We start from the raw sequence: 17,938 nt of genomic DNA on the forward strand, positions 1-17,938 counted from the left end.
AAAATATAATGGCATCTACATCAGATATTAAAAACGGATTGTGCATCAAATATAACAATGACATTTACAAAATCATTGAATTTCTTCACGTTAAACCAGGAAAAGGACCTGCATTTGTACGTACAAAATTAAGAAGCTTAACTAACGGAAAAGTATTAGACAACACTTTTTCTGCCGGTCACAAGATTGATGAGGTACGTGTTGAAAACCATAAATTCCAATTTTTGTATCCGGAAGGGGACTTATTTCATTTTATGAATACCGAAACTTTCGAACAGATATCTTTGAATAAAAACATCCTTGATTCTCCGGATTTATTAAAAGAAGGTGAAAATGTGATGGTAAGTATCAATACGGAAACCGATTTACCGCTTTCAGTGGATATGCCGGCATCAGTAATCCTTCAGGTAACTTATGCTGAGCCTGGTATTAAAGGAAATACCGCTACAAACGCAACCAAATCAGCTACAGTTGAGACAGGTGCAACGGTGAATGTTCCATTGTTTATCAATGAGGGCGACAAAATTAAGATCGAAACAGCGACAGGTTCTTACATGGAACGTGTGAAAGAATAGTTAATAAGATTAGAAGTTCTGTTTTTAACCTATAACTTTCTAAACTAAACAATTTAAAATGAAATTTCCAAAAGTCTATTCTTTAGAAGAAATCGCTACATTCCTTAATTGTGAATTTGTTGGAGATAAAAACTTTTCGATTCGCGGTATGAATGAAATTCATGTTGTCGAACACGGAGACATTGTCTTTGTTGATCATCCAAAATATTACGACAAAGCCCTGCAATCGGCAGCATCTATTGTTTTAATCAACAAAAATGTGGATTGTCCGGAAGGGAAAGGACTTTTAATTTCAGATGATCCTTTTAGGGATTTCAATAAATTGACACAACATTTCAAACCTTTCCAACATTCGGGTGCAGCAATTTCTGACTCAGCCAGAATAGGAGAGGGGACGGTAATCCAACCCAATGCATTTGTTGGGAATAATGTGGTTATTGGAAAAAATTGCCTGATACATTCTAACGTTGCCATTTATGACCATACGGTAATTGGCGATAGCGTGATTATCCATGCCGGAACGGTTTTGGGTGCAGATGCATTTTATTATAAAAAACGCCCGGATGGTTTTGATCAGCTGATTTCTGGCGGAAGGGTTGTTATTCACGATAATGTCGGAATTGGGGCATTATGTACTATTGATAAAGGAGTAAGCGGCGATACTATTATCGGCGAAGGCACCAAAATTGATAATCAGGTACATGTGGGCCACGATACGGTAATCGGAAAAAAATGTCTGATTGCTTCGCAAACCGGTATTGCCGGTTGTGTGATCATTGAAGATGAGGTTACGCTTTGGGGACAGGTTGGAACCACCAGCGGTATCACTATTGGGGAGAAAGCGGTAGTACTGGGTCAGACAGGGGTTACCAAATCAATTGAAGGGGGTAAAACCTATTTCGGAACACCGGTAGAGGAATCCCGTGAAAAATTGAAGCAATTGGCCAATATCAAGAAAATCCCTGAAATCATAAATAAATTAAAATAGTTATGACGGCAAAAGAACTCGTTCAGAAATTTTATCAATCCGATGCATTTATTGATCAGAAGTTGATGGAATCCTACCTGCATCCGGAAATTTTATTGGACTGGAACAGTAGTAAAGGATTTATTCAGATGAAATCAGATGATATTCTCTCCTTTACAAAGGAATTGAGTGCCGCTTATCTGGATTCAAATATAAAAATCAGTCATATTCTGGAAGAAGGAAATCTGGTTTCTATCCGTTATTCTCATTTTGTAAAAACAATCGAGAACCCCGCAGAAGAAATGCTGCTTGCCCATTTTATTGTGATCTGGGAAGTGAAAGACAATAAATTATTCCGTGGATATCAGATGAGTCAATTGTCATAAAAATATCAAATATAAAGTCCGAAAAAACTTTACAGTTAGGTATCAAAACCTTACTTTTGCAACGCGCTAATCAAAAAATAATTTAAAATATATATCATGAGTGTTTTAGTTAATAAAGATTCTAAAATAATTGTTCAAGGATTTACTGGAAGTGAAGGAACTTTTCATGCTTCTCAAATGATTGAATACGGGACAAACGTTGTGGGTGGTGTAACTCCGGGTAAAGGAGGAACAACTCATTTAGAGCGTCCGGTTTTCAATACCGTAAAAGATGCAGTAGATCAGGCAGGAGCAGACACAACTATTATTTTTGTGCCGCCCGCTTTTGCAGCTGATGCAATTATGGAAGCAGCTGACGCAGGTATCAAAGTAATCATCACGATTACAGAAGGTATTCCCGTTGCAGATATGATTAAAGCAAATGAATATATTAAAAGCAGAAACTGTACTTTAATCGGGCCAAACTGTCCTGGTATAATTACTCCGGGTGAAGCTAAAGTTGGTATCATGCCAGGTTTTGTATTCAAAAAAGGAACTGTTGGTATTGTTTCCAAATCAGGAACTTTAACGTACGAAGCAGCGGATCAGGTTGTAAAACAAGGTTTGGGAATTACAACAGCTATCGGAATTGGTGGAGATCCAATTATTGGAACTACAACTAAACAAGCGGTTGAATTGCTGATGAATGACCCTGAAACCAAATGTATCGTTATGATAGGTGAAATCGGAGGTCAATTGGAAGCTGATGCTGCCAAATGGATTAAAGCGGACGGTAACAGAAAACCAGTTGTTGGATTTATCGCTGGTGTAACAGCACCAAAAGGAAGAACAATGGGGCACGCGGGAGCAATCGTCGGTGGTGAAGACGATACTGCTGAAGCTAAAAAACGCATAATGAAAGAATGTGGAATTCACGTAGTGGATTCTCCTGCTGAGATAGGTAAAAAAGTAGCAGAGGTATTAGCTATTTTAGCATAACCCAACTCTCAATATAAAATCTAATACCTCACGGTTTCCGTGAGGTATTTTTTGATAATAACAGATTGTTAGATTGTAGGAATACTATAACAATCAAATGATTAATAATACACTTCGTCAGTTCGCTTTCGCTTGGGTGTGACCAATAAAAAATAAAAATGTATAAAGAATTAAAAAAGTTTAAAGTCAACAATCAGTTTACTTTCACAACCGATGATAGCCTCGAAGAAGTTTGCAATGCATCTGAAACAGGAAGTGGCATTTTCTTAGTGTATGCTGTCGATGGTGAAGAGAAAGAATTGATTATGGTAAGTTCTACCGGGACAGTTCAGAATGACGGAACCTTGAAAAGCAAAAACGGCGGATTGCACGACAAAATCGTAAACGGTCACCAATTTGCAAAAACCGGAAGAAAATATACTTGGCCAACTCAAATGAAATTGGAAAACATCGATAGATTGGAAGTACAATGGTACGAAACCTACAATGATAAAGTGAAAGCAATTCCAACGTTTGTAGAAGGACAAATTCTACAAAATTTCTTAGATGAAAGCGGGAAATTGCCAAGATGGAATGTAGCATTCTAAGAAACATTATATTTAATAAAAAAGGCTCCAATTTGAGGAGCCTTTTTTTTTATTTAAAATGGGCTGGACCATTTAGGATCAGTATAAACATTTGACCCCGAGAGTGTTTTTATAAAGGCAATCAGCGCATTGACTTCTGTTGCGTTCAGATTCAATTGTTGCCCAATGCCATTTGGTTTCAGCTTTGAATCCAGATTTGTATTTCCCGGAGCGATCGTAATGGTGCCATAATGTCCAATTACGTTTTGCAATGTTTCCAGATTTCCTGTATGCATCATCGGGCCGTTAGTCGTTCCGTCCTGTTTGACCAAATCCCGTAGCGATGGCGCCCTGGTATTAGTAATATCAATTCCGGTTCCGTTCAAGACACCGATGATGCCGTTATTGCCGGTATTGGGGGCGATGTCAAATTCGGGTGCGGCGTGACAGCCCGCACAACCCACTCCGCCGCCGGTCCTTACACTGAATGCATTAAAAATAGGTGGTGTCAAAAACAAATTTTTACCTTGGTTTTCCTGAGACGTAAAATTTGAAAAAGGCTGGTTATCATTCGCTGCCAATGTTCTCCCAGCATCATATCTGGAATCAAATGATTGAATGCTTCTGATGAATTGCGCCAAAGCAGTTTGTACCTTAGCTTCGGTTATTTCTTCAGAACCATAGACAAATTGAAATAACTCCTTATAGTATTCGATGCTGTTCAGTTTGGTAAGTAAGGAATCAAATCCTAAATCGCCATCAGCACCACTGAATCCCATTTCGCCATGATTTTTAATCGGCATCGTGGTTTGCAATTCTAATGACAAAGCTCTTTCATCCCAAAAGAACTTGGTCTCAGTTGAAAATCGGGTATTGATCAATCGCATACCATGTCTTCCGGTAGTTCCATTTACCCCATTACTCGCTACGGCCACGTCACTAAAAGCATTGGCCTGAACGTGACAACTGGCACACGAAATAGTATTGTCGGAAGAGAGATTCTTGTCATAAAACAATACCCTGCCTAAAGTTGCTCCTTTATCAGTAACTGGATTGGCGCCCGAATTGTCTTTGGTAATGTAACTCGGAATTTCCTGATTGGCATAATTGGCAAGATTATTTAAATCTAAAGTATTTCCGAAAGTGGCTTCAACATTGGGATAATTATTCAGAGCCTCATAGTCGGTATTACTATTGTTACAAGAAACCAACGTTGAAAATAACAGAATTACCGGAATTGATTTTAACATCATGATTTCAATTTTAGGGGTTGTCTTATTTATCGATAATAACTTTAAACGTCTTCACATTCGTTTCGTCCGATATTCTTAAGAAATAAAGTCCGTTATAAATCGTGTCAGTTTCAAAATGGCAAATGGTGCTTCCCTGCAAGAAGCTTTTAGTGTCGACAATTCGTCCTTGTTCATCTATTAATTCTGCTTTCAGGTTGCTTGCAATCATTTCACTGGACTGGATGGCAATCAGGTCTGTTGCAGGATTAGGGTACACTTTAAAATTTAATTTATCCGGGTTAAAAACGGCCGTTGCCAATGTTGTGGTAGACTCAGAAATCGATGTTACTTTAACTGCAGTTTTAACACCATAAAACGTAGGTCCGACGGCGTATGGATAAGCCGAATTATGATTGGCATCTACTGTTGTAAAATAGGCATAAGTCCCAGCTGGATATTCCGGTGTTATACAAAAACGTCCGTTGTGCGCGTCTAAATAATCAGGCGTGGCGGCAAAAGTGGCGGTATATTGATAATCTTCACGATATAATCCCAAAGGAAATGTGGCGCTTACCGCGGGGCCATCGGTAACATTTGTTCCATCTGCATATACTGTCCTCGTAGTAATATTACGAAGGCTATAGCTCGATTTCATTCTGGTTATTCCCCCGGTTCCATCCGCATTTTTATACCCATAGGCACCATAAATAGGGTAGCCATCATAGGCAAAGCCGATTAAAGGGGAGTGGGTTGATGAATTTATAACGTACAGTCCATCCGCTAAGTACAAATTGCAAACGGTGGAAATCACGGTCAAGTCTAAATTAAAAGCACTCGGGTTTTGGTGATGGTGGTAATTTCCCATAGCAGGATGGCCTTTTGCACAATCGAAACCGCCTTTTTCTGCTACGATGGCATCCCTGTTCCATATGCCGTCACCGGTTCCACCCAATGGGCCTCCGGCATTTGCTCCGGTTGTTGATTTATAAGAAACACCATCCCGGTAATCAAATAATGCCACACCATTAATAAAAACGCCGATATTACCACCAGTGGTATTGGTTGGTGTTCCCATATTTTGAGCAGGAGTCAGAGGAAATTTAAAAATGGCGTTTTGGTTTGTTGCCAAAGAAGGATTTCCATCTAAGTATGGCCCCGTAATATACGAGGGAATACCAGTCGTGGTTACATAAACATAATTTGTAGAATACTGCACCGTTTGAACATTGGCCAAAGTAGCATCATTGACAGGAGTAGAGTTTCCTGAAACATAATGTCGTCCCGTGATTCCGGTTGTATTCCTTAGCCAGGAAGTTGTAATGGGATTAGTTTGGGCGATTGCGGAAATTCCGAATGAAATTATTCCAAAAAAGATAAAAATTTGTTTCATAAATATTCTTATTATTCGTTCATACTTTAGACGATAAAAGAATTTTATTCTTGCGCAGAAAAGAAAATTATTCTCCCGGATAAGAAAAACGTTTGTCGAAAAGAGACTCCGAATCAGTTAATGTGGTTAAAAACAAAACCAGATCAATCCTGTCATTGTCCGAAAGATTCATAGGATTCCGGAGTTGTTCTGGCAAATTTTCATGAGGGCTAATCGAGTTATAATGTTTTACTACATCGGATAATTTTTTAAATCTTCCATCATGCATATAAGGAAATGTAAACTGTATGTTTCGCAACGTAGGAACTTTAAACAACAAATAATCTTTTGGATTGTTGGTGATTTTCATCCTTCCTATATCGTTCAAAGTAGTATCAATGGACAATCCGTTATTTTTAAACTTCTCACTGGTAAAAAGTGGCTCGTTATGACAGGAAGCACAATTGGTTTTAAACAAAGCATAGCCTTTTTGTTCTCGTTCCGTAAAAACTTCTTCCTTTCTCATCACTTTATCATACTTTGAATTGGAAGATTTCAACATCACTAAAAATTGAGATAACGCTTTTAATGTTCGCTGTCCGGTAATTTTTGAATCTCCAAAGGCATTTCGGAACAGGCGTTTGTATTTGTCGCTTTTTTGAAGTTTGCTTACCACATGTTCCATTGTTTCATCCATTTCCACAGGATTTGTAATTGGGTTTATGGGCTGCATATCCAAATGATTCACACCGCCATCCCACATAAACGATTTACTCCAAGCCAGATTCATCAGCGTTGATGAGTTTCGGGTACCAATTTTGCCTCCGATTCCGTGACTCAAATCATGATCAACATGAGTAAAACCGGTCGCCTGTAAATGACAACTCGAACAAGAAATAGTACTGTCCTTAGATAAAATGGGATCGTAAAACAACTGTCGACCCAATTGGAAACCTTCTTCAGTTAATTGGTTTTTAGAAAAATCGTAATGGGTTTTGGGCCAGTTTTTTGGTATTTCCAAATAAATGGGAGTTGCTTTTGTTAAAGCAAAAGCAAGCGAAATCAAAATTGAAATTCCTAAAAACAGTATGTATTTTCGTTGGATTTTCATTCGATTGAGAACATTTTTATACTATAATCCGCAAATTTCATCGCTTGTTTTCCGGGTATCATGATGCTGTTGATTTCGGATAGCGCTACTTTTGAAAATAGTGTAGCGACACCAACATTAAGCTCAAGATTTGAAGTGGCATTTTTTGGTTCCAAAGTTATTGTCCTCATAGCATATTCGGGTTTTAAGTAACCGCCTATATGAAATTGAAACGCATTTTTACGGGTTTTGCAACTCTTGCTTCGTCCTTCCAGTTTCATATTGATATACCCACTTTGCCAGGCCCAATACATTCCTTTTGTCGGATCTAAATCATCAGCCATAGCACCGGAAACGCTTGTCAGGCTATCAATCCCGATATTAAAAATAATTTTTGTTATCTTTTTTTTTGAATAGTCACAAAGCGGAATTCTATTGGAATCGGGATTTTCGATATCAATAAGATGATAACTGTTCTGTTGTTTAAATACGGTATGATCGGAGTAAAAAATCTGAATGTCAGAAAGATAAAACTTAAACAAGTCAATCTGTAACGTATCCTTATTTTCAGAGATATAGGTTTTGCTGGGTTCCAAAGGTAATTTCCCGAATTTAAAATTCAGGTGCATTATTAATGAATCCTTTTTTATCTGAGCCGAAACCGCCTGAAAAAAAAGAGCGCCAAAAATTAAAAAAAGCACTGTTTTTTTAATCATCTTTTGGTTTTGGAGGATGGGAAAATATTTTCGAAAGTTCTTCGGTTAAAACATCGTAATCTTTGAGCTGCTCTTTTCGACACAGTTTTTTAATGTCCTGGAAATGCTTGAAATGGGTAATTTCAATTTTTTTTTGATAGTTCGCTATTTCATCAATCAGACTGTCTTTTACTTTAATATCGATAGTTGATTTCACTAATTCCAAATACAATTTGTTCTTGGCTTCACGGATCTGATAATCGAAATCGTCGATCTGGCTTCTGTGCCATTGGATCAATTGTTGGTATGACTCTTGTTGTTTATCATCCAAATGTAATTTCATAATGATTATTTCCTGAGGTTTTGGCCTGTTTCCCGGGCCGCCATGTCCTTTTGGGTTATTCAAAAATAAAAAGCCCATTGTGGCCAGATTCAGCAACAGCAGTCCAATTACAGCTAAAGTCAATAATTTTGTTTTGTCCATCATTTTATTAATAAAGTTGATTGGTTTTTGTGATTGACGAGGCCAGTAGTTCTGTTTGACTATTTGTCTTGTCAGAATTAGAAAACACAAACTTAATATTCAATGAAATTAAAACGGCAAATGAAGCCGCCGCTGCCCAGATCCATGGATTTGGAAGCGTATTTTCATGTCTAATTTTATTTTGGATTTTTGAAAATAACATCTCATCCGGAACAACTTTCGTCATTCCGTTTGTGCTATTCAAAATTTCGTTGATCCATTTTTCAGTTTCCATAATTGTTTAGACGATAAAATTTATTTTTTCTTGCGGTATTCTTCGAATTTATTTGATAATTTCTCTTTCAGGTTACTTTTTGCCCTAAAAACAAGCGATTCTACGGATGAAATACTGACCTGCATGATTTCGCTGATTTCCGGATTACTCAAGCCATCGAGTTTAGAAAGGATAAAAGCAGTTTTCTGATTTTCGGGCAATTCATTAATAACACCAAACAAAATTTCTGATTTTTCTTTATTCTCCAATAAAATTCCGGGATGTTGAAAATCAGAAATATTTTCAATTTCGTATTCATTGTTGCTTTTGCGTCCAAAAATGAAAAAGCGTTTTTTACTGTTTTTCTGTTTAATGAAATCCAGGCATTTATTAATGGTTATTCGGTAAATCCAAGTTTTAAAAGCTGATTTTTCATTGAATTTTTCCATTGAGTGATGCACCTGAACAAAAACATCCTGTGTGATTTCCTGAGCGTCTTCCATATTTTGCAAATAATTCAACGCCACATTATAAACCAGCACAGTGTACTCATTATAAATGGATTGGAAGTTCTTGGGATTATTTGACATTATGGAAAATTAGGTTATTTTTTAGAATAACAAATCTTAAATTGGTTTAATTGGAATTGCGCTTTTTTTAAAAAAGGATTTATTATATATTTGAACACCGTAAATTAGCCCTGATGGTAGGGGAAATCCTTTTATTTTTTTGTTTAAAAAATAAAAGATTGTAACGGACAGCAGGAATAGCTTCAAATAAAAATAAACTTAAACGATAATATGAAATTACTAGAAGGAAAAGTAGCGATCATAACAGGCGCGAGCCGCGGAATTGGAAAGGGAATTGCAGAAGTTTTTGCACAACACGGAGCAAATGTTGCTTTTACATACAGTTCATCTGCTGAATCAGCAATGGCGTTGGAAAATGAATTAAATGCTACAGGAATTAAAGCGAAAGGATACCAGTCGAATGCAGCGGATTTTAATGAAGCCCAGACTTTAGTAGATTCAGTTCTGGCTGAATTTGGGAAAATAGATATTTTGATTAATAATGCCGGGATTACAAAAGACAACTTATTAATGAGAATGTCTGAAGAGGATTTCGACAAGGTAATTGACGTGAATTTGAAATCGGTTTTCAACATGACCAAAGCCATTCAAAAAACATTATTAAAGCAACGTTCCGGATCAATCATCAATATGAGTTCGGTGGTAGGAGTAAAGGGGAACGCTGGGCAGACCAATTATGCAGCTTCCAAAGCGGGTGTTATCGGATTCACAAAATCGGTAGCATTGGAACTGGGTTCAAGAAACATCCGTTGCAACGCTATTGCACCAGGATTCATCGAAACCGAAATGACTGCCAAACTAAACGAAGATGTGGTTCAGGGCTGGAGAGAAAGTATTCCGTTGCGTCGTGGAGGTACAACTGAAGATGTGGCAAATGCATGTCTTTTCTTTGCTTCCGACATGAGCGCGTACGTTACCGGTCAGGTAATGAATGTAGATGGTGGAATGCTGACATAGTTTTTTCAGGAGCTTATTCCTGCTGTACGCTGCAATCCACGCTAAAAAGCGTGGGATTTTCACTTCCATCAGGGCTAGGGATTTTGCATTTCAATTAATATTTATCGAAAGCATGAGAAATTATTCATTTTGGTTAAAAACGGCAGCTATTATGCAAATACTCACGGGATGTCTTCATTCTGTGACTTTATTTGTAAGTCCAAAGCCGGCTAATACAACAGAAAAGCAGCTTTTTGATTTGATGGATAACTACCACTTTGATTTCGGATCCGGATTTACCCCAACCATGGGTGATTTAATGACTTCATTCAGTATCAGTCTTTCATTATTTCTGTTATTTGCCGGGGTAATGAATTTGGTGCTGCTTCAGAATCGCGTAGCGGCGGAAACCATGGATCATGTCATCCGGATCAATACGATTTTTTTTGGACTATGTCTGTTAACAATGATTTTTATGGCCTTTCTTGTTCCAATTGTTTGTTTGGCACTGATTGTTTTAGCATTAATGATAGCCAACATTACTTTGCCAAAAAATGATAATGTTAATACAAGTGATTTTTTAAACAATTGATTACAATTTAGCTTATAAATCACATTCCATTATGACAACAAATACTGTTTTATTACTTATTCTATCGGCAGTAGCAGCATTTGGATTGTCCTATTATCAATACTTATGTAAAGCCAAAAACAAGTCTAAAATTTACTTGTTTTTGGCTTTTTTACGTTTTTTATCAGTCTTCGGTATTTTGTTGTTGCTGATAAATCCAATTATTACGAGAAAAAAATTTGAAGTTGAGAAAACGCCATTGCCAATTGTAATGGATAATTCCAGTTCCATAATCGATTTAAAAGCCACCGAAGCGGGATTGGAAGTGTATAAAAAACTGATTTCCAACAGTGCAATACAGGAAAAGTTTGATGTAGCTTCTTACCAGTTTGATAGCGAGTTTGCACTTTCCGATAAATTTGATTTCAAAGGCCGGCAGTCCAACTTTGAAGAGGTCTCCAAAAACCTCAAAAGTATCTATAAAAACAAATCCTATCCAGCGATCCTGATTACGGATGGAAACCAGACATCGGGGAATGATTATGTGTATAGTTTCGATGCCAGCAATAAAGTTTATCCGTTGGTTTTGGGCGATACGACGACATTTTTGGATTTAAAAATCAGCCAGCTGAATGTCAATAAATATGCTTTCCATAAGAATAAATTTCCTGTGGAAGTCTTTCTGAATTATTCAGGAACGAAAAGCGTTACCGCCAATTTTAGCATTTCACAGGGGAATTCGGTTTTGAATAGACAAAGCATCACATTTTCGCCATCTAAAAGATCCGCCATTATTAATGTTTTGCTTCCCGCCAATAATGTGGGGTTGCAAATTTTCAAGGCGTCGGTTTCATCAAAAGAATCAGAAAAAAACAGCTATAACAACACGAAGAATTTTGCCGTAGAAATTATTGACCAGAAGTCGGAAATCGCTATCGTATCTTCGATTAATCATCCGGATATTGGAGCTTTAAAACGTGCTATCGAAACTAATGCACAGCGTAAAGTGACCATAGTCAAGCCAAACGATATCAAATCGTTACAGAATTATAATGTTTTGATTTTGTATCAGCCCACCATTGATTTTAAATCTGTTTTTGAGAATAATAAAACTGCTGGCATTAATACCTTTATCATTACCGGAACCAATACTGATTTTGGATTTTTGAATCAGCAGCAAAACAATTTGGTTTTCAGAATGAGTAGTCAAAAAGAAGATTATCTGGCTGAGTTCAATCCTCAGTTTAATCTCTTTGCCACCGACAATATCGGATTCGAAAATTTTCCGCCTTTGCAAAGCGCCTTCGGAACCATTACTACTAATGGAAACGTGAATGTTTTATTGTCATCTAGAATCAGAAATATCGCCACAGGTGCACCATTATTGGCCTATGCTGAAAACGAGGGTAGGAGGACAGCCTATCTTTTAGGGGAGAATATTTGGAAATGGCGGATGCAAAACCATTTAGACAATCAGTCTTTTGAAAAATTTGATGTTTTTGTAGACAAGACTATCCAATATCTGGTATCGGATAATTCCAGAAAATCTTTGGTTGTCAATCATGAAAGTTTTTATAATTCAGGTGAAGCAATTGAAATTACGGCCCAATATTTCAATAAAAACTTCGAATTGGATGAAAAAGCCCGTCTGACTATTTCAGTGACGAATGCAGTAACAAAGCAGACAAAAAACTACGATTTACTGAAAACTAACAATGCTTTTAAGGTTAACCTGGACGGACTTTCTTCAGGGAAATATACTTTTGCTGTAAAAGAACTGGTTTCCAGAACAACTTATAACGGCTATTTTGAAGTATTGGACTTTGATATTGAAAAGCAATTTGTCAATCCGGATTTAACCAAACTGAACCAACTCGCGGCTGAAACTCAGGGAAAAACCTATCTTCCTAATCAAACCGATCTCTTGATTCAGAATTTGTTACAGGATACTGCTTATACAGCTACGCAAAAAGAAATCACGGCTAAATCGCCCTTGATTGATTGGATGTTTCTGTTAATTCTTTTAGCAGTCTTATTCGCAACCGAATGGTTTGTTCGAAAATACAACGGATTGGTGTAAACTCCGCCACACAATTATTGCAACCTGTTCCCCAGTAGGATTTTAAACTAATTAAAGATGTTTAAGAGCTGTTCGTATGGTGATTTTTTAGTAACTTTATGTAAATTATTGATTGTCAGAATATTAACAATATAAAATATTTTGAAGCATACATTTTTTATTCTACAAAGATGTTTTTAGTTGCCTTTAACTTAATATGAGAGTCATGAAAACAATTTTATTATTAACAACAATTATGTTTCTTTCTTATAGCTGTACGGAGCAAGAATTGGAAATGGAACAAAACACAGCATTTGCGACCGCGAATAAAATGTTGGTTGGTGAATTTCCGGGTGAGATAAAAACTGTTTATTTTCAATGCTGGGTTGCAGGCGTTAGGGGAGGCGGGTCTGGGACTGACTTTTATATTGAATTGGCAAAGCCCCTTCCTAAAGGAGTTGTAATGAGCCAAGTATACTTCAGAGATAAAAGAGAACCTATTACTATGACAGATGAAACTCATTGTGAAGCTAGTTTCCGGAACGAGTTAAATAATGATAACGAATATACTTTTCTAAGTAAAACCAAAAGCGAAGCACCAGTTAAAGCGATTCATTCTTTATCGCCGGATGATACACAGGCGGTAATTGTTTATTACGAGGATGACGTGTTAAAGTCATATTTGTTATTGGCCGTAAAAGAAATTCCACCGATAATGTATCCTTAGTATACAGCCGGAATCAGTAACGGCATGGTCTAAACGTTTTTTGCTTTAGGGAACATAGCTGATTTTGGGAGCCACAAAGAGTGTTTTCTGGTATTTCTTATCCTTTAAAAGCGAGGACTGCGTCTGATAGTAGGAAATCGTTTCATTAATTAAATCAAGCCTTTCTTTTGCTAATGGCTTTTGGTCATAATACAACTGAAAATCCCGGCCTACACCTGATTTTGGAGCCAAAGTCAATTGAAATTGTTTGGATTGGCGAACTGGTGAAATAATGGTAAGGATATTGTCTTTAATCAATCCTAAATTTTGATAGGTAGCGATCAGGGCGCGCGGCTTGTAACTTGGTTTTAGGACGTCCTGACCGTAGAACTTACTTTGATACGCAAAATTAAGCAACCCAAATAAGGTGGGCATCACATCAATCTGAGACATCATCGGAGTGAATTTTTGTGGTTGGATAAAATCAGCTCCATAAATCATTGCCGGAATCCGGTATTTATCAAGTGGTAATTCTGTTTTTCCTGAACTTGAAGCACAATGATCTGCGAGAATTACAAAAACCGTATTAGCAAACCAAGGCTCTTTTGCTGCTTTTTCAAAGAATTTTTTTATCGCAAAATCAGTATATTTTACGGCTCCTTCGCGAGACTTTAAGTCGCCGGGTATGTCAATTTTATCATTAGGATAAGTATAAGGCCGGTGGTTACTGACCGTCATTATATGGTTAAAGAATGGCTTGTTTGCTTTTGCTTCAGCATTCATAACTTTAATTGCTTTATTAAACATGTCTTCATCACAAACACCCCATATATTTTTGAAGGTAATTTCATTAGGTTTAAATGTTTTCTCATCGACAATATCATAGCCGTTGCCACTGAAAAAATCCTCCATATTATCAAAAAAGGCATCACCCCCATATAGATATTTTACATCATACCCGCGTTGCTTGAAAATGCTTCCGGTAGAGAATTTGTCTTTATTATCTTCCCTTTTGACAATACTTTCCCCTGCAGCCGGAGGTAATGATAAGGTAACTGCTTCCAATCCTCTGACGGTACGGTTTCCCACAGCATAAAGGTTTGTAAACATCAGACTCTTATTCGCTAAAGAATCCAGAAAAGGGGTGAGGTTTTCCTTATTTCCGTAGGCTTTCATATAATCAGCGCTATAACTCTCGATTGTAATCAGCACCACATTTTTGTGGTTTTCTGTACCGTTATTTTGAATTTGTCGTAAAGTGTTTTTCCCATTTAGATTTGGAATCTGCTGTTCCAAAATGGCAAAAGCATCCTTTTCCGGCAGGGTTTTATAGAATTTGAAATAATCCAACTCACTGTTCATAAATGCCAAATAAAATCTGTAAACGCCGTTCGAAGCCAGTTCATTGGTATAAATATTCTGTGAATTTTGTAGTTTGGTCAACTGTGGCAATGCAAAAAGGGAAATTAAAAACAGACCGAGATAAACTCCACTATATTTAAGTTTATCAATGAATGAAGGCAATTTTTGGAGCACTGCCTTAGATTTTATTACGATTAAGGTTGTTATTGCAACGGCAGCAATTCCAATTCCTGTGAATAAAGGAACAACAGGATACGATTCCATAATATTCCCGATTACCGTATTGGTATACACCAAATAATCTACCGCAATAAAGTTATACCGTACTCCAAATTCATTCCAAAAAAAATATTCGCTCACTGCATTCTGAATGATTATCAAGACGAAAAGGAATATTGTTACGGAATATAAAGCGAGACGGATTTTCGCTCTGTATTTTTTTGCAAACAGCAGCAGTCCAAACAATCCGGTTTTAAGTGCAATAAAACCAATTCCAAGAGTTGGCATCACGCCACCATATTCGTTCAGGATAGTATCGAAGAAAGTAATATACCCCAACAATGCGCAAAGGAGACCGAAAATAATATAGCCCCAAGGCTTGTCGAATTTAGAATTCGACAGAAATAATAAATAAATCCACAGAAAAGCACTGGCCATTATAAAAACCAAAAAATCGGAAATAATGCCAAAAGTAAATATTTTAAGGATCTCATACCATTGGAATGAGGCTTGCGTAATGGGATGCACTATTAAAACGATGCGCAGAATAAGGCTGACAGCGATATAAAAAAGCGCCAGATAATAAAAAGGAGAATATTTTTTGAAAGGTAACATAACGATTGGGGATTTATGCAAAATTAATTCAAATCGTATGCTACGGGTGGTGAATACGGCTTAAGATTGGTTTAAGATTTAAGTCAATTAATTTTAGCTTAAATTGGTGCCAAGATAGCTATTTCTATAAGAAAATGAATAACTTTACTTTGTCAATCACTTTTGTAGTGTTTCCAATGACTTGTAAAATTCCAAGAGCTTTATGCATATATTGATTGTAGAAGATGAAGCCGGTATTGTCCAATTTCTTCAGCAGGGACTTGTAGAAGAAGGCTATCTCGTTACAAGCGCTTCCGATGGTTTAAAAGGATATGAGCTGACGCAAAAAGAAAATTTTGATTTGATTCTTTTGGATTGGATGCTGCCAAAAATGTCAGGTCTTGAAGTATGTAAAGCCATACGTTTGAAAAACACTAAGACGCCAATTATTTTTCTGACAGCAAAAGACACTATTCAGGAAACTATAGAAGGAATTAAGGCTGGGGCCAATGATTATATCAAGAAGCCATTCAGTTTTGACGAATTGGTAGAACGCATTAAAATTCATTTCAGAAATCAAAAAGAGCAGGAAATTCTCAAGCTTGGAAGTATAGAAATCCATGTTTCGCAGCACCGTGTTTTAGTCAGTGGCAATGAAGTCTCCCTAACTCAGCGTGAGTTTGAACTTTTATATTATTTGGTTAAACACAAAGGAGAAGTCTGTACTAGAAGCCAAATTATTGAAGATGTCTGGGATATTCATTTTGAATATGATACCGGTGTTATTGATGTCTTTATGAATGCTATCCGAAAAAAATTAAATTTAAAGATTGAAGAAGATTATATAAAAACCATTCGCGGTATCGGATATATGGCTAATGACAAATAAATATGCAACAACTTTCGTTTAAAAACAGAATTGCTTTCAATTATCTGATCAGCACGGCCTTGATGGTGCTTTTTGTCTTTGTCATCATTTATTTTATAGTATCTTACAGTGTTTATTCTGAGATTGACAGCGATATTAATGCTGAGGCTCAGAATTATCTTAAAGAAATCGAGATAAAAAACAACAGTATCAGTATGATTGATGCCGAAGAATGGAAAGAGAAGGAACATAATACATTAAGCGTAAATCCGGTTTTTGTAGAAATTCTGAGTAAAAAGAAAGAAATACTTGATAAATCCCCAAATCTAAAAAATTCCACTTTACAATTTAATGCAGATCACGAAAATTTTAAAAATTATGATGCCATTTTGGCAGGGAAATCAATCAGGCAGAGGCAATTTTCAATTTTGCATAAAAATAGGACTGCAGGGTATATTCTTATAGCTATGTCGTCAGAAGATGCCAATTTGGTTCTTAGAAATTTAAATCAAGTATTATGGATTTCCTATCCAATTATTCTGGTCCTGTTATTTTGTTTTGCCCGGTTCGTAGCCGGAAGAAGTATCATACCAATCAAAAATATTACGCATACGGCAAGTGTCATAACTAAAGAAAATTTATCTACACGGATAAATCTTCCCCATAATAAAGATGAGTTGTACGTACTTGTAAAAACAATCAACGATCTTTTGGACCGGCTTGAAAATGCGATTGAACGCGAAAAACAGTTCACCTCTGATGCTTCACATGAACTGCGGACACCGTTAACGGTTATTAAAGGAACATTAGAGGTATTGATTAGAAAACCACGGGATCATGCTGAGTATGAAGAAAAAATAAACTATTGCATAACCGAAGTGGACCGTTTGGATCATTTGGTCGACCAATTGCTGTTACTGGCCAGATTTGAGAACCAGCAACAAATGCTCAAAATGGAAAACGTATGCCTGAATGCTATTATATTGGATACGCTCTCACGTCATTCCCACGTTATCCAGTTTAAAAACATTCAGGTTTCTACGGACTTTAATACTCATTATTATGTTAATTCGGATTTTTATCTTTTGTCAATTATTGTTGAAAACCTAATTTCAAATGGATTAAAATATACAGATAACAATGGTTTCTTAAAAATCGGAATAACTCAAACTCATGATAGAATCGAATGTGCCATCGCTGATTCGGGAATCGGTATTCCAAAAGAAGAGGTAGCGAGAGTATTTGATCAATTTTACCGTTCCCGGACGAATCAAGTTTCCGAAACCAAAGGAAATGGTTTGGGTTTGTCTATAGTGAAGAGATTGTGTTTACTGCTTAATATTGACATTGAACTTTCCAGTCAGCAACATGTGGGCACTACAGTTATTTGTAGTTTTCCAAAAGTTAATTGAGTGTTAGTAATAATTTCATCTAAATT

19 protein-coding genes are annotated in these 17,938 nt (G+C 36.7%); 11 read left to right on the plus strand and 8 right to left on the minus strand.

The window, feature by feature from the left end; translation table 11 throughout:
- Positions 1 to 8: 8 nt before the first annotated feature.
- The 5 genes from efp to FNW07_RS06775 all read left to right on the plus strand — a co-directional run bounded on the left by efp (position 9) and on the right by FNW07_RS06775 (position 3,493).
- A complete protein-coding gene (efp, locus tag FNW07_RS06755) occupies positions 9 to 575 on the plus strand; it encodes an elongation factor P (protein ID WP_126743480.1) in 567 nt (188 codons plus the stop codon).
- 58 nt (positions 576 to 633) lie between these two features.
- Positions 634 to 1,563: a UDP-3-O-(3-hydroxymyristoyl)glucosamine N-acyltransferase gene (locus tag FNW07_RS06760; protein ID WP_126743479.1), complete on the plus strand. Its 930-nt coding sequence runs from the start codon at positions 634 to 636 to the stop codon at positions 1,561 to 1,563.
- A gap of 2 nt (positions 1,564 to 1,565) precedes the next feature.
- Positions 1,566 to 1,928 (plus strand): nuclear transport factor 2 family protein, encoded by a 363-nt coding sequence (locus FNW07_RS06765; protein ID WP_126743478.1) that lies wholly within the window; start codon positions 1,566 to 1,568, stop codon positions 1,926 to 1,928.
- Between the two features lie 96 nt (positions 1,929 to 2,024).
- Entirely contained in the window at positions 2,025 to 2,906 is an 882-nt protein-coding gene (gene sucD / locus FNW07_RS06770; RefSeq protein WP_126743477.1) for a succinate--CoA ligase subunit alpha, read from the plus strand.
- A gap of 158 nt (positions 2,907 to 3,064) precedes the next feature.
- On the plus strand, positions 3,065 to 3,493 hold the full coding sequence (locus tag FNW07_RS06775; RefSeq protein ID WP_126743476.1) for a hypothetical protein: 429 nt from the start codon (positions 3,065 to 3,067) through the stop codon (positions 3,491 to 3,493).
- Between the two features lie 53 nt (positions 3,494 to 3,546).
- Here FNW07_RS06775 and FNW07_RS06780 read toward each other — a convergent pair whose 3' ends face one another.
- The 7 genes from FNW07_RS06780 to FNW07_RS06810 all read right to left on the minus strand — a co-directional run bounded on the left by FNW07_RS06780 (position 3,547) and on the right by FNW07_RS06810 (position 9,185).
- The gene (locus FNW07_RS06780; RefSeq protein WP_255512733.1) at positions 3,547 to 4,725 is read right to left on the minus strand and encodes a cytochrome-c peroxidase; all 1,179 of its coding nucleotides are present in this window, start codon (positions 4,723 to 4,725) and stop codon (positions 3,547 to 3,549) included.
- A 22-nt stretch (positions 4,726 to 4,747) separates the two neighbouring features.
- Entirely contained in the window at positions 4,748 to 6,094 is a 1,347-nt protein-coding gene (locus tag FNW07_RS06785) for a YHYH protein (RefSeq protein ID WP_126743475.1), read from the minus strand.
- Positions 6,095 to 6,161: 67 nt separating this feature from the next.
- Positions 6,162 to 7,184: a cytochrome-c peroxidase gene (locus FNW07_RS06790; RefSeq protein ID WP_126743474.1), complete on the minus strand. Its 1,023-nt coding sequence runs from the start codon at positions 7,182 to 7,184 to the stop codon at positions 6,162 to 6,164.
- Complete coding sequence (locus tag FNW07_RS06795) at positions 7,181 to 7,879, minus strand: MbnP family protein (protein WP_126743473.1); 699 nt, start codon at positions 7,877 to 7,879, stop codon at positions 7,181 to 7,183. The genes FNW07_RS06790 and FNW07_RS06795 overlap by 4 nt, the downstream gene beginning before the upstream one ends.
- Positions 7,872 to 8,345 carry a periplasmic heavy metal sensor gene (locus tag FNW07_RS06800; protein ID WP_126743472.1) on the minus strand — a complete coding sequence of 158 codons (474 nt, stop codon included), beginning with the start codon at positions 8,343 to 8,345 and terminating at the stop codon, positions 7,872 to 7,874. The genes FNW07_RS06795 and FNW07_RS06800 overlap by 8 nt, the downstream gene beginning before the upstream one ends.
- A 4-nt stretch (positions 8,346 to 8,349) precedes the next feature.
- Positions 8,350 to 8,616: a hypothetical protein gene (locus FNW07_RS06805; protein WP_126743471.1), complete on the minus strand. Its 267-nt coding sequence runs from the start codon at positions 8,614 to 8,616 to the stop codon at positions 8,350 to 8,352.
- Between the two features lie 20 nt (positions 8,617 to 8,636).
- On the minus strand, positions 8,637 to 9,185 hold the full coding sequence (locus FNW07_RS06810; RefSeq protein WP_126743470.1) for an RNA polymerase sigma factor: 549 nt from the start codon (positions 9,183 to 9,185) through the stop codon (positions 8,637 to 8,639).
- A gap of 210 nt (positions 9,186 to 9,395) precedes the next feature.
- Between FNW07_RS06810 and fabG the strand changes: the two genes are divergently transcribed.
- The 4 genes from fabG to FNW07_RS06830 all read left to right on the plus strand — a co-directional run bounded on the left by fabG (position 9,396) and on the right by FNW07_RS06830 (position 13,478).
- Positions 9,396 to 10,142, plus strand: coding sequence for a 3-oxoacyl-[acyl-carrier-protein] reductase (fabG, locus tag FNW07_RS06815; protein WP_126743469.1), 747 nt, complete (start codon positions 9,396 to 9,398; stop codon positions 10,140 to 10,142).
- A gap of 151 nt (positions 10,143 to 10,293) precedes the next feature.
- Positions 10,294 to 10,713, plus strand: a complete 420-nt coding sequence (locus FNW07_RS06820) for a hypothetical protein (protein ID WP_126743468.1) — start codon at positions 10,294 to 10,296, stop codon at positions 10,711 to 10,713.
- A 31-nt stretch (positions 10,714 to 10,744) separates the two neighbouring features.
- A complete protein-coding gene (locus FNW07_RS06825) occupies positions 10,745 to 12,772 on the plus strand; it encodes a hypothetical protein (RefSeq protein ID WP_126743467.1) in 2,028 nt (675 codons plus the stop codon).
- Positions 12,773 to 12,977: 205 nt separating this feature from the next.
- Positions 12,978 to 13,478, plus strand: a complete 501-nt coding sequence (locus FNW07_RS06830) for a hypothetical protein (RefSeq protein ID WP_126743466.1) — start codon at positions 12,978 to 12,980, stop codon at positions 13,476 to 13,478.
- Positions 13,479 to 13,523: 45 nt separating this feature from the next.
- On the opposite strand, the gene FNW07_RS06835 is transcribed toward FNW07_RS06830, so the two are convergent.
- Complete coding sequence (locus FNW07_RS06835; RefSeq protein WP_126743465.1) at positions 13,524 to 15,653, minus strand: LTA synthase family protein; 2,130 nt, start codon at positions 15,651 to 15,653, stop codon at positions 13,524 to 13,526.
- A 202-nt stretch (positions 15,654 to 15,855) separates the two neighbouring features.
- Here FNW07_RS06835 and FNW07_RS06840 point away from each other — a divergent pair, with 202 nt between their 5' ends.
- Both FNW07_RS06840 and FNW07_RS06845 read left to right on the plus strand, forming a co-directional pair.
- The gene (locus FNW07_RS06840; RefSeq protein WP_126743464.1) at positions 15,856 to 16,521 is read left to right on the plus strand and encodes a response regulator transcription factor; all 666 of its coding nucleotides are present in this window, start codon (positions 15,856 to 15,858) and stop codon (positions 16,519 to 16,521) included.
- Positions 16,522 to 16,523: 2 nt separating this feature from the next.
- Complete coding sequence (locus FNW07_RS06845; RefSeq protein ID WP_126743463.1) at positions 16,524 to 17,912, plus strand: cell wall metabolism sensor histidine kinase WalK; 1,389 nt, start codon at positions 16,524 to 16,526, stop codon at positions 17,910 to 17,912.
- Positions 17,913 to 17,938: the final 26 nt, after the last annotated feature.

The organism is Flavobacterium sp. GT3R68, assembly GCF_007109225.1.
Lineage (GTDB): Bacteria > Bacteroidota > Bacteroidia > Flavobacteriales > Flavobacteriaceae > Flavobacterium.

Excerpts from the sequence above, each read along its gene's own strand:
- FNW07_RS06800 (WP_126743472.1), bottom strand. The coding sequence starts at position 8,345 with ATGATGGACAAAACAAAATTATTGACTTTAGCTGTAATTGGACTGCTG.
- FNW07_RS06765 (WP_126743478.1), top strand. The coding sequence starts at position 1,566 with ATGACGGCAAAAGAACTCGTTCAGAAATTTTATCAATCCGATGCATTT.
- FNW07_RS06825 (WP_126743467.1), top strand. The coding sequence starts at position 10,745 with ATGACAACAAATACTGTTTTATTACTTATTCTATCGGCAGTAGCAGCA.
- FNW07_RS06790 (WP_126743474.1), bottom strand. The coding sequence starts at position 7,184 with ATGAAAATCCAACGAAAATACATACTGTTTTTAGGAATTTCAATTTTG.
- FNW07_RS06835 (WP_126743465.1), bottom strand. The coding sequence starts at position 15,653 with ATGTTACCTTTCAAAAAATATTCTCCTTTTTATTATCTGGCGCTTTTT.
- FNW07_RS06810 (WP_126743470.1), bottom strand. The coding sequence starts at position 9,185 with ATGTCAAATAATCCCAAGAACTTCCAATCCATTTATAATGAGTACACT.
- FNW07_RS06775 (WP_126743476.1), top strand. The coding sequence starts at position 3,065 with ATGTATAAAGAATTAAAAAAGTTTAAAGTCAACAATCAGTTTACTTTC.
- efp (WP_126743480.1), top strand. The coding sequence starts at position 9 with ATGGCATCTACATCAGATATTAAAAACGGATTGTGCATCAAATATAAC.
- FNW07_RS06840 (WP_126743464.1), top strand. The coding sequence starts at position 15,856 with ATGCATATATTGATTGTAGAAGATGAAGCCGGTATTGTCCAATTTCTT.
- FNW07_RS06805 (WP_126743471.1), bottom strand. The coding sequence starts at position 8,616 with ATGGAAACTGAAAAATGGATCAACGAAATTTTGAATAGCACAAACGGA.
- FNW07_RS06795 (WP_126743473.1), bottom strand. The coding sequence starts at position 7,879 with ATGATTAAAAAAACAGTGCTTTTTTTAATTTTTGGCGCTCTTTTTTTT.
- sucD (WP_126743477.1), top strand. The coding sequence starts at position 2,025 with ATGAGTGTTTTAGTTAATAAAGATTCTAAAATAATTGTTCAAGGATTT.
- FNW07_RS06785 (WP_126743475.1), bottom strand. The coding sequence starts at position 6,094 with ATGAAACAAATTTTTATCTTTTTTGGAATAATTTCATTCGGAATTTCC.
- FNW07_RS06780 (WP_255512733.1), bottom strand. The coding sequence starts at position 4,725 with ATGATGTTAAAATCAATTCCGGTAATTCTGTTATTTTCAACGTTGGTT.
- fabG (WP_126743469.1), top strand. The coding sequence starts at position 9,396 with ATGAAATTACTAGAAGGAAAAGTAGCGATCATAACAGGCGCGAGCCGC.
- FNW07_RS06845 (WP_126743463.1), top strand. The coding sequence starts at position 16,524 with ATGCAACAACTTTCGTTTAAAAACAGAATTGCTTTCAATTATCTGATC.
- FNW07_RS06760 (WP_126743479.1), top strand. The coding sequence starts at position 634 with ATGAAATTTCCAAAAGTCTATTCTTTAGAAGAAATCGCTACATTCCTT.
- FNW07_RS06830 (WP_126743466.1), top strand. The coding sequence starts at position 12,978 with ATGAAAACAATTTTATTATTAACAACAATTATGTTTCTTTCTTATAGC.
- FNW07_RS06820 (WP_126743468.1), top strand. The coding sequence starts at position 10,294 with ATGCAAATACTCACGGGATGTCTTCATTCTGTGACTTTATTTGTAAGT.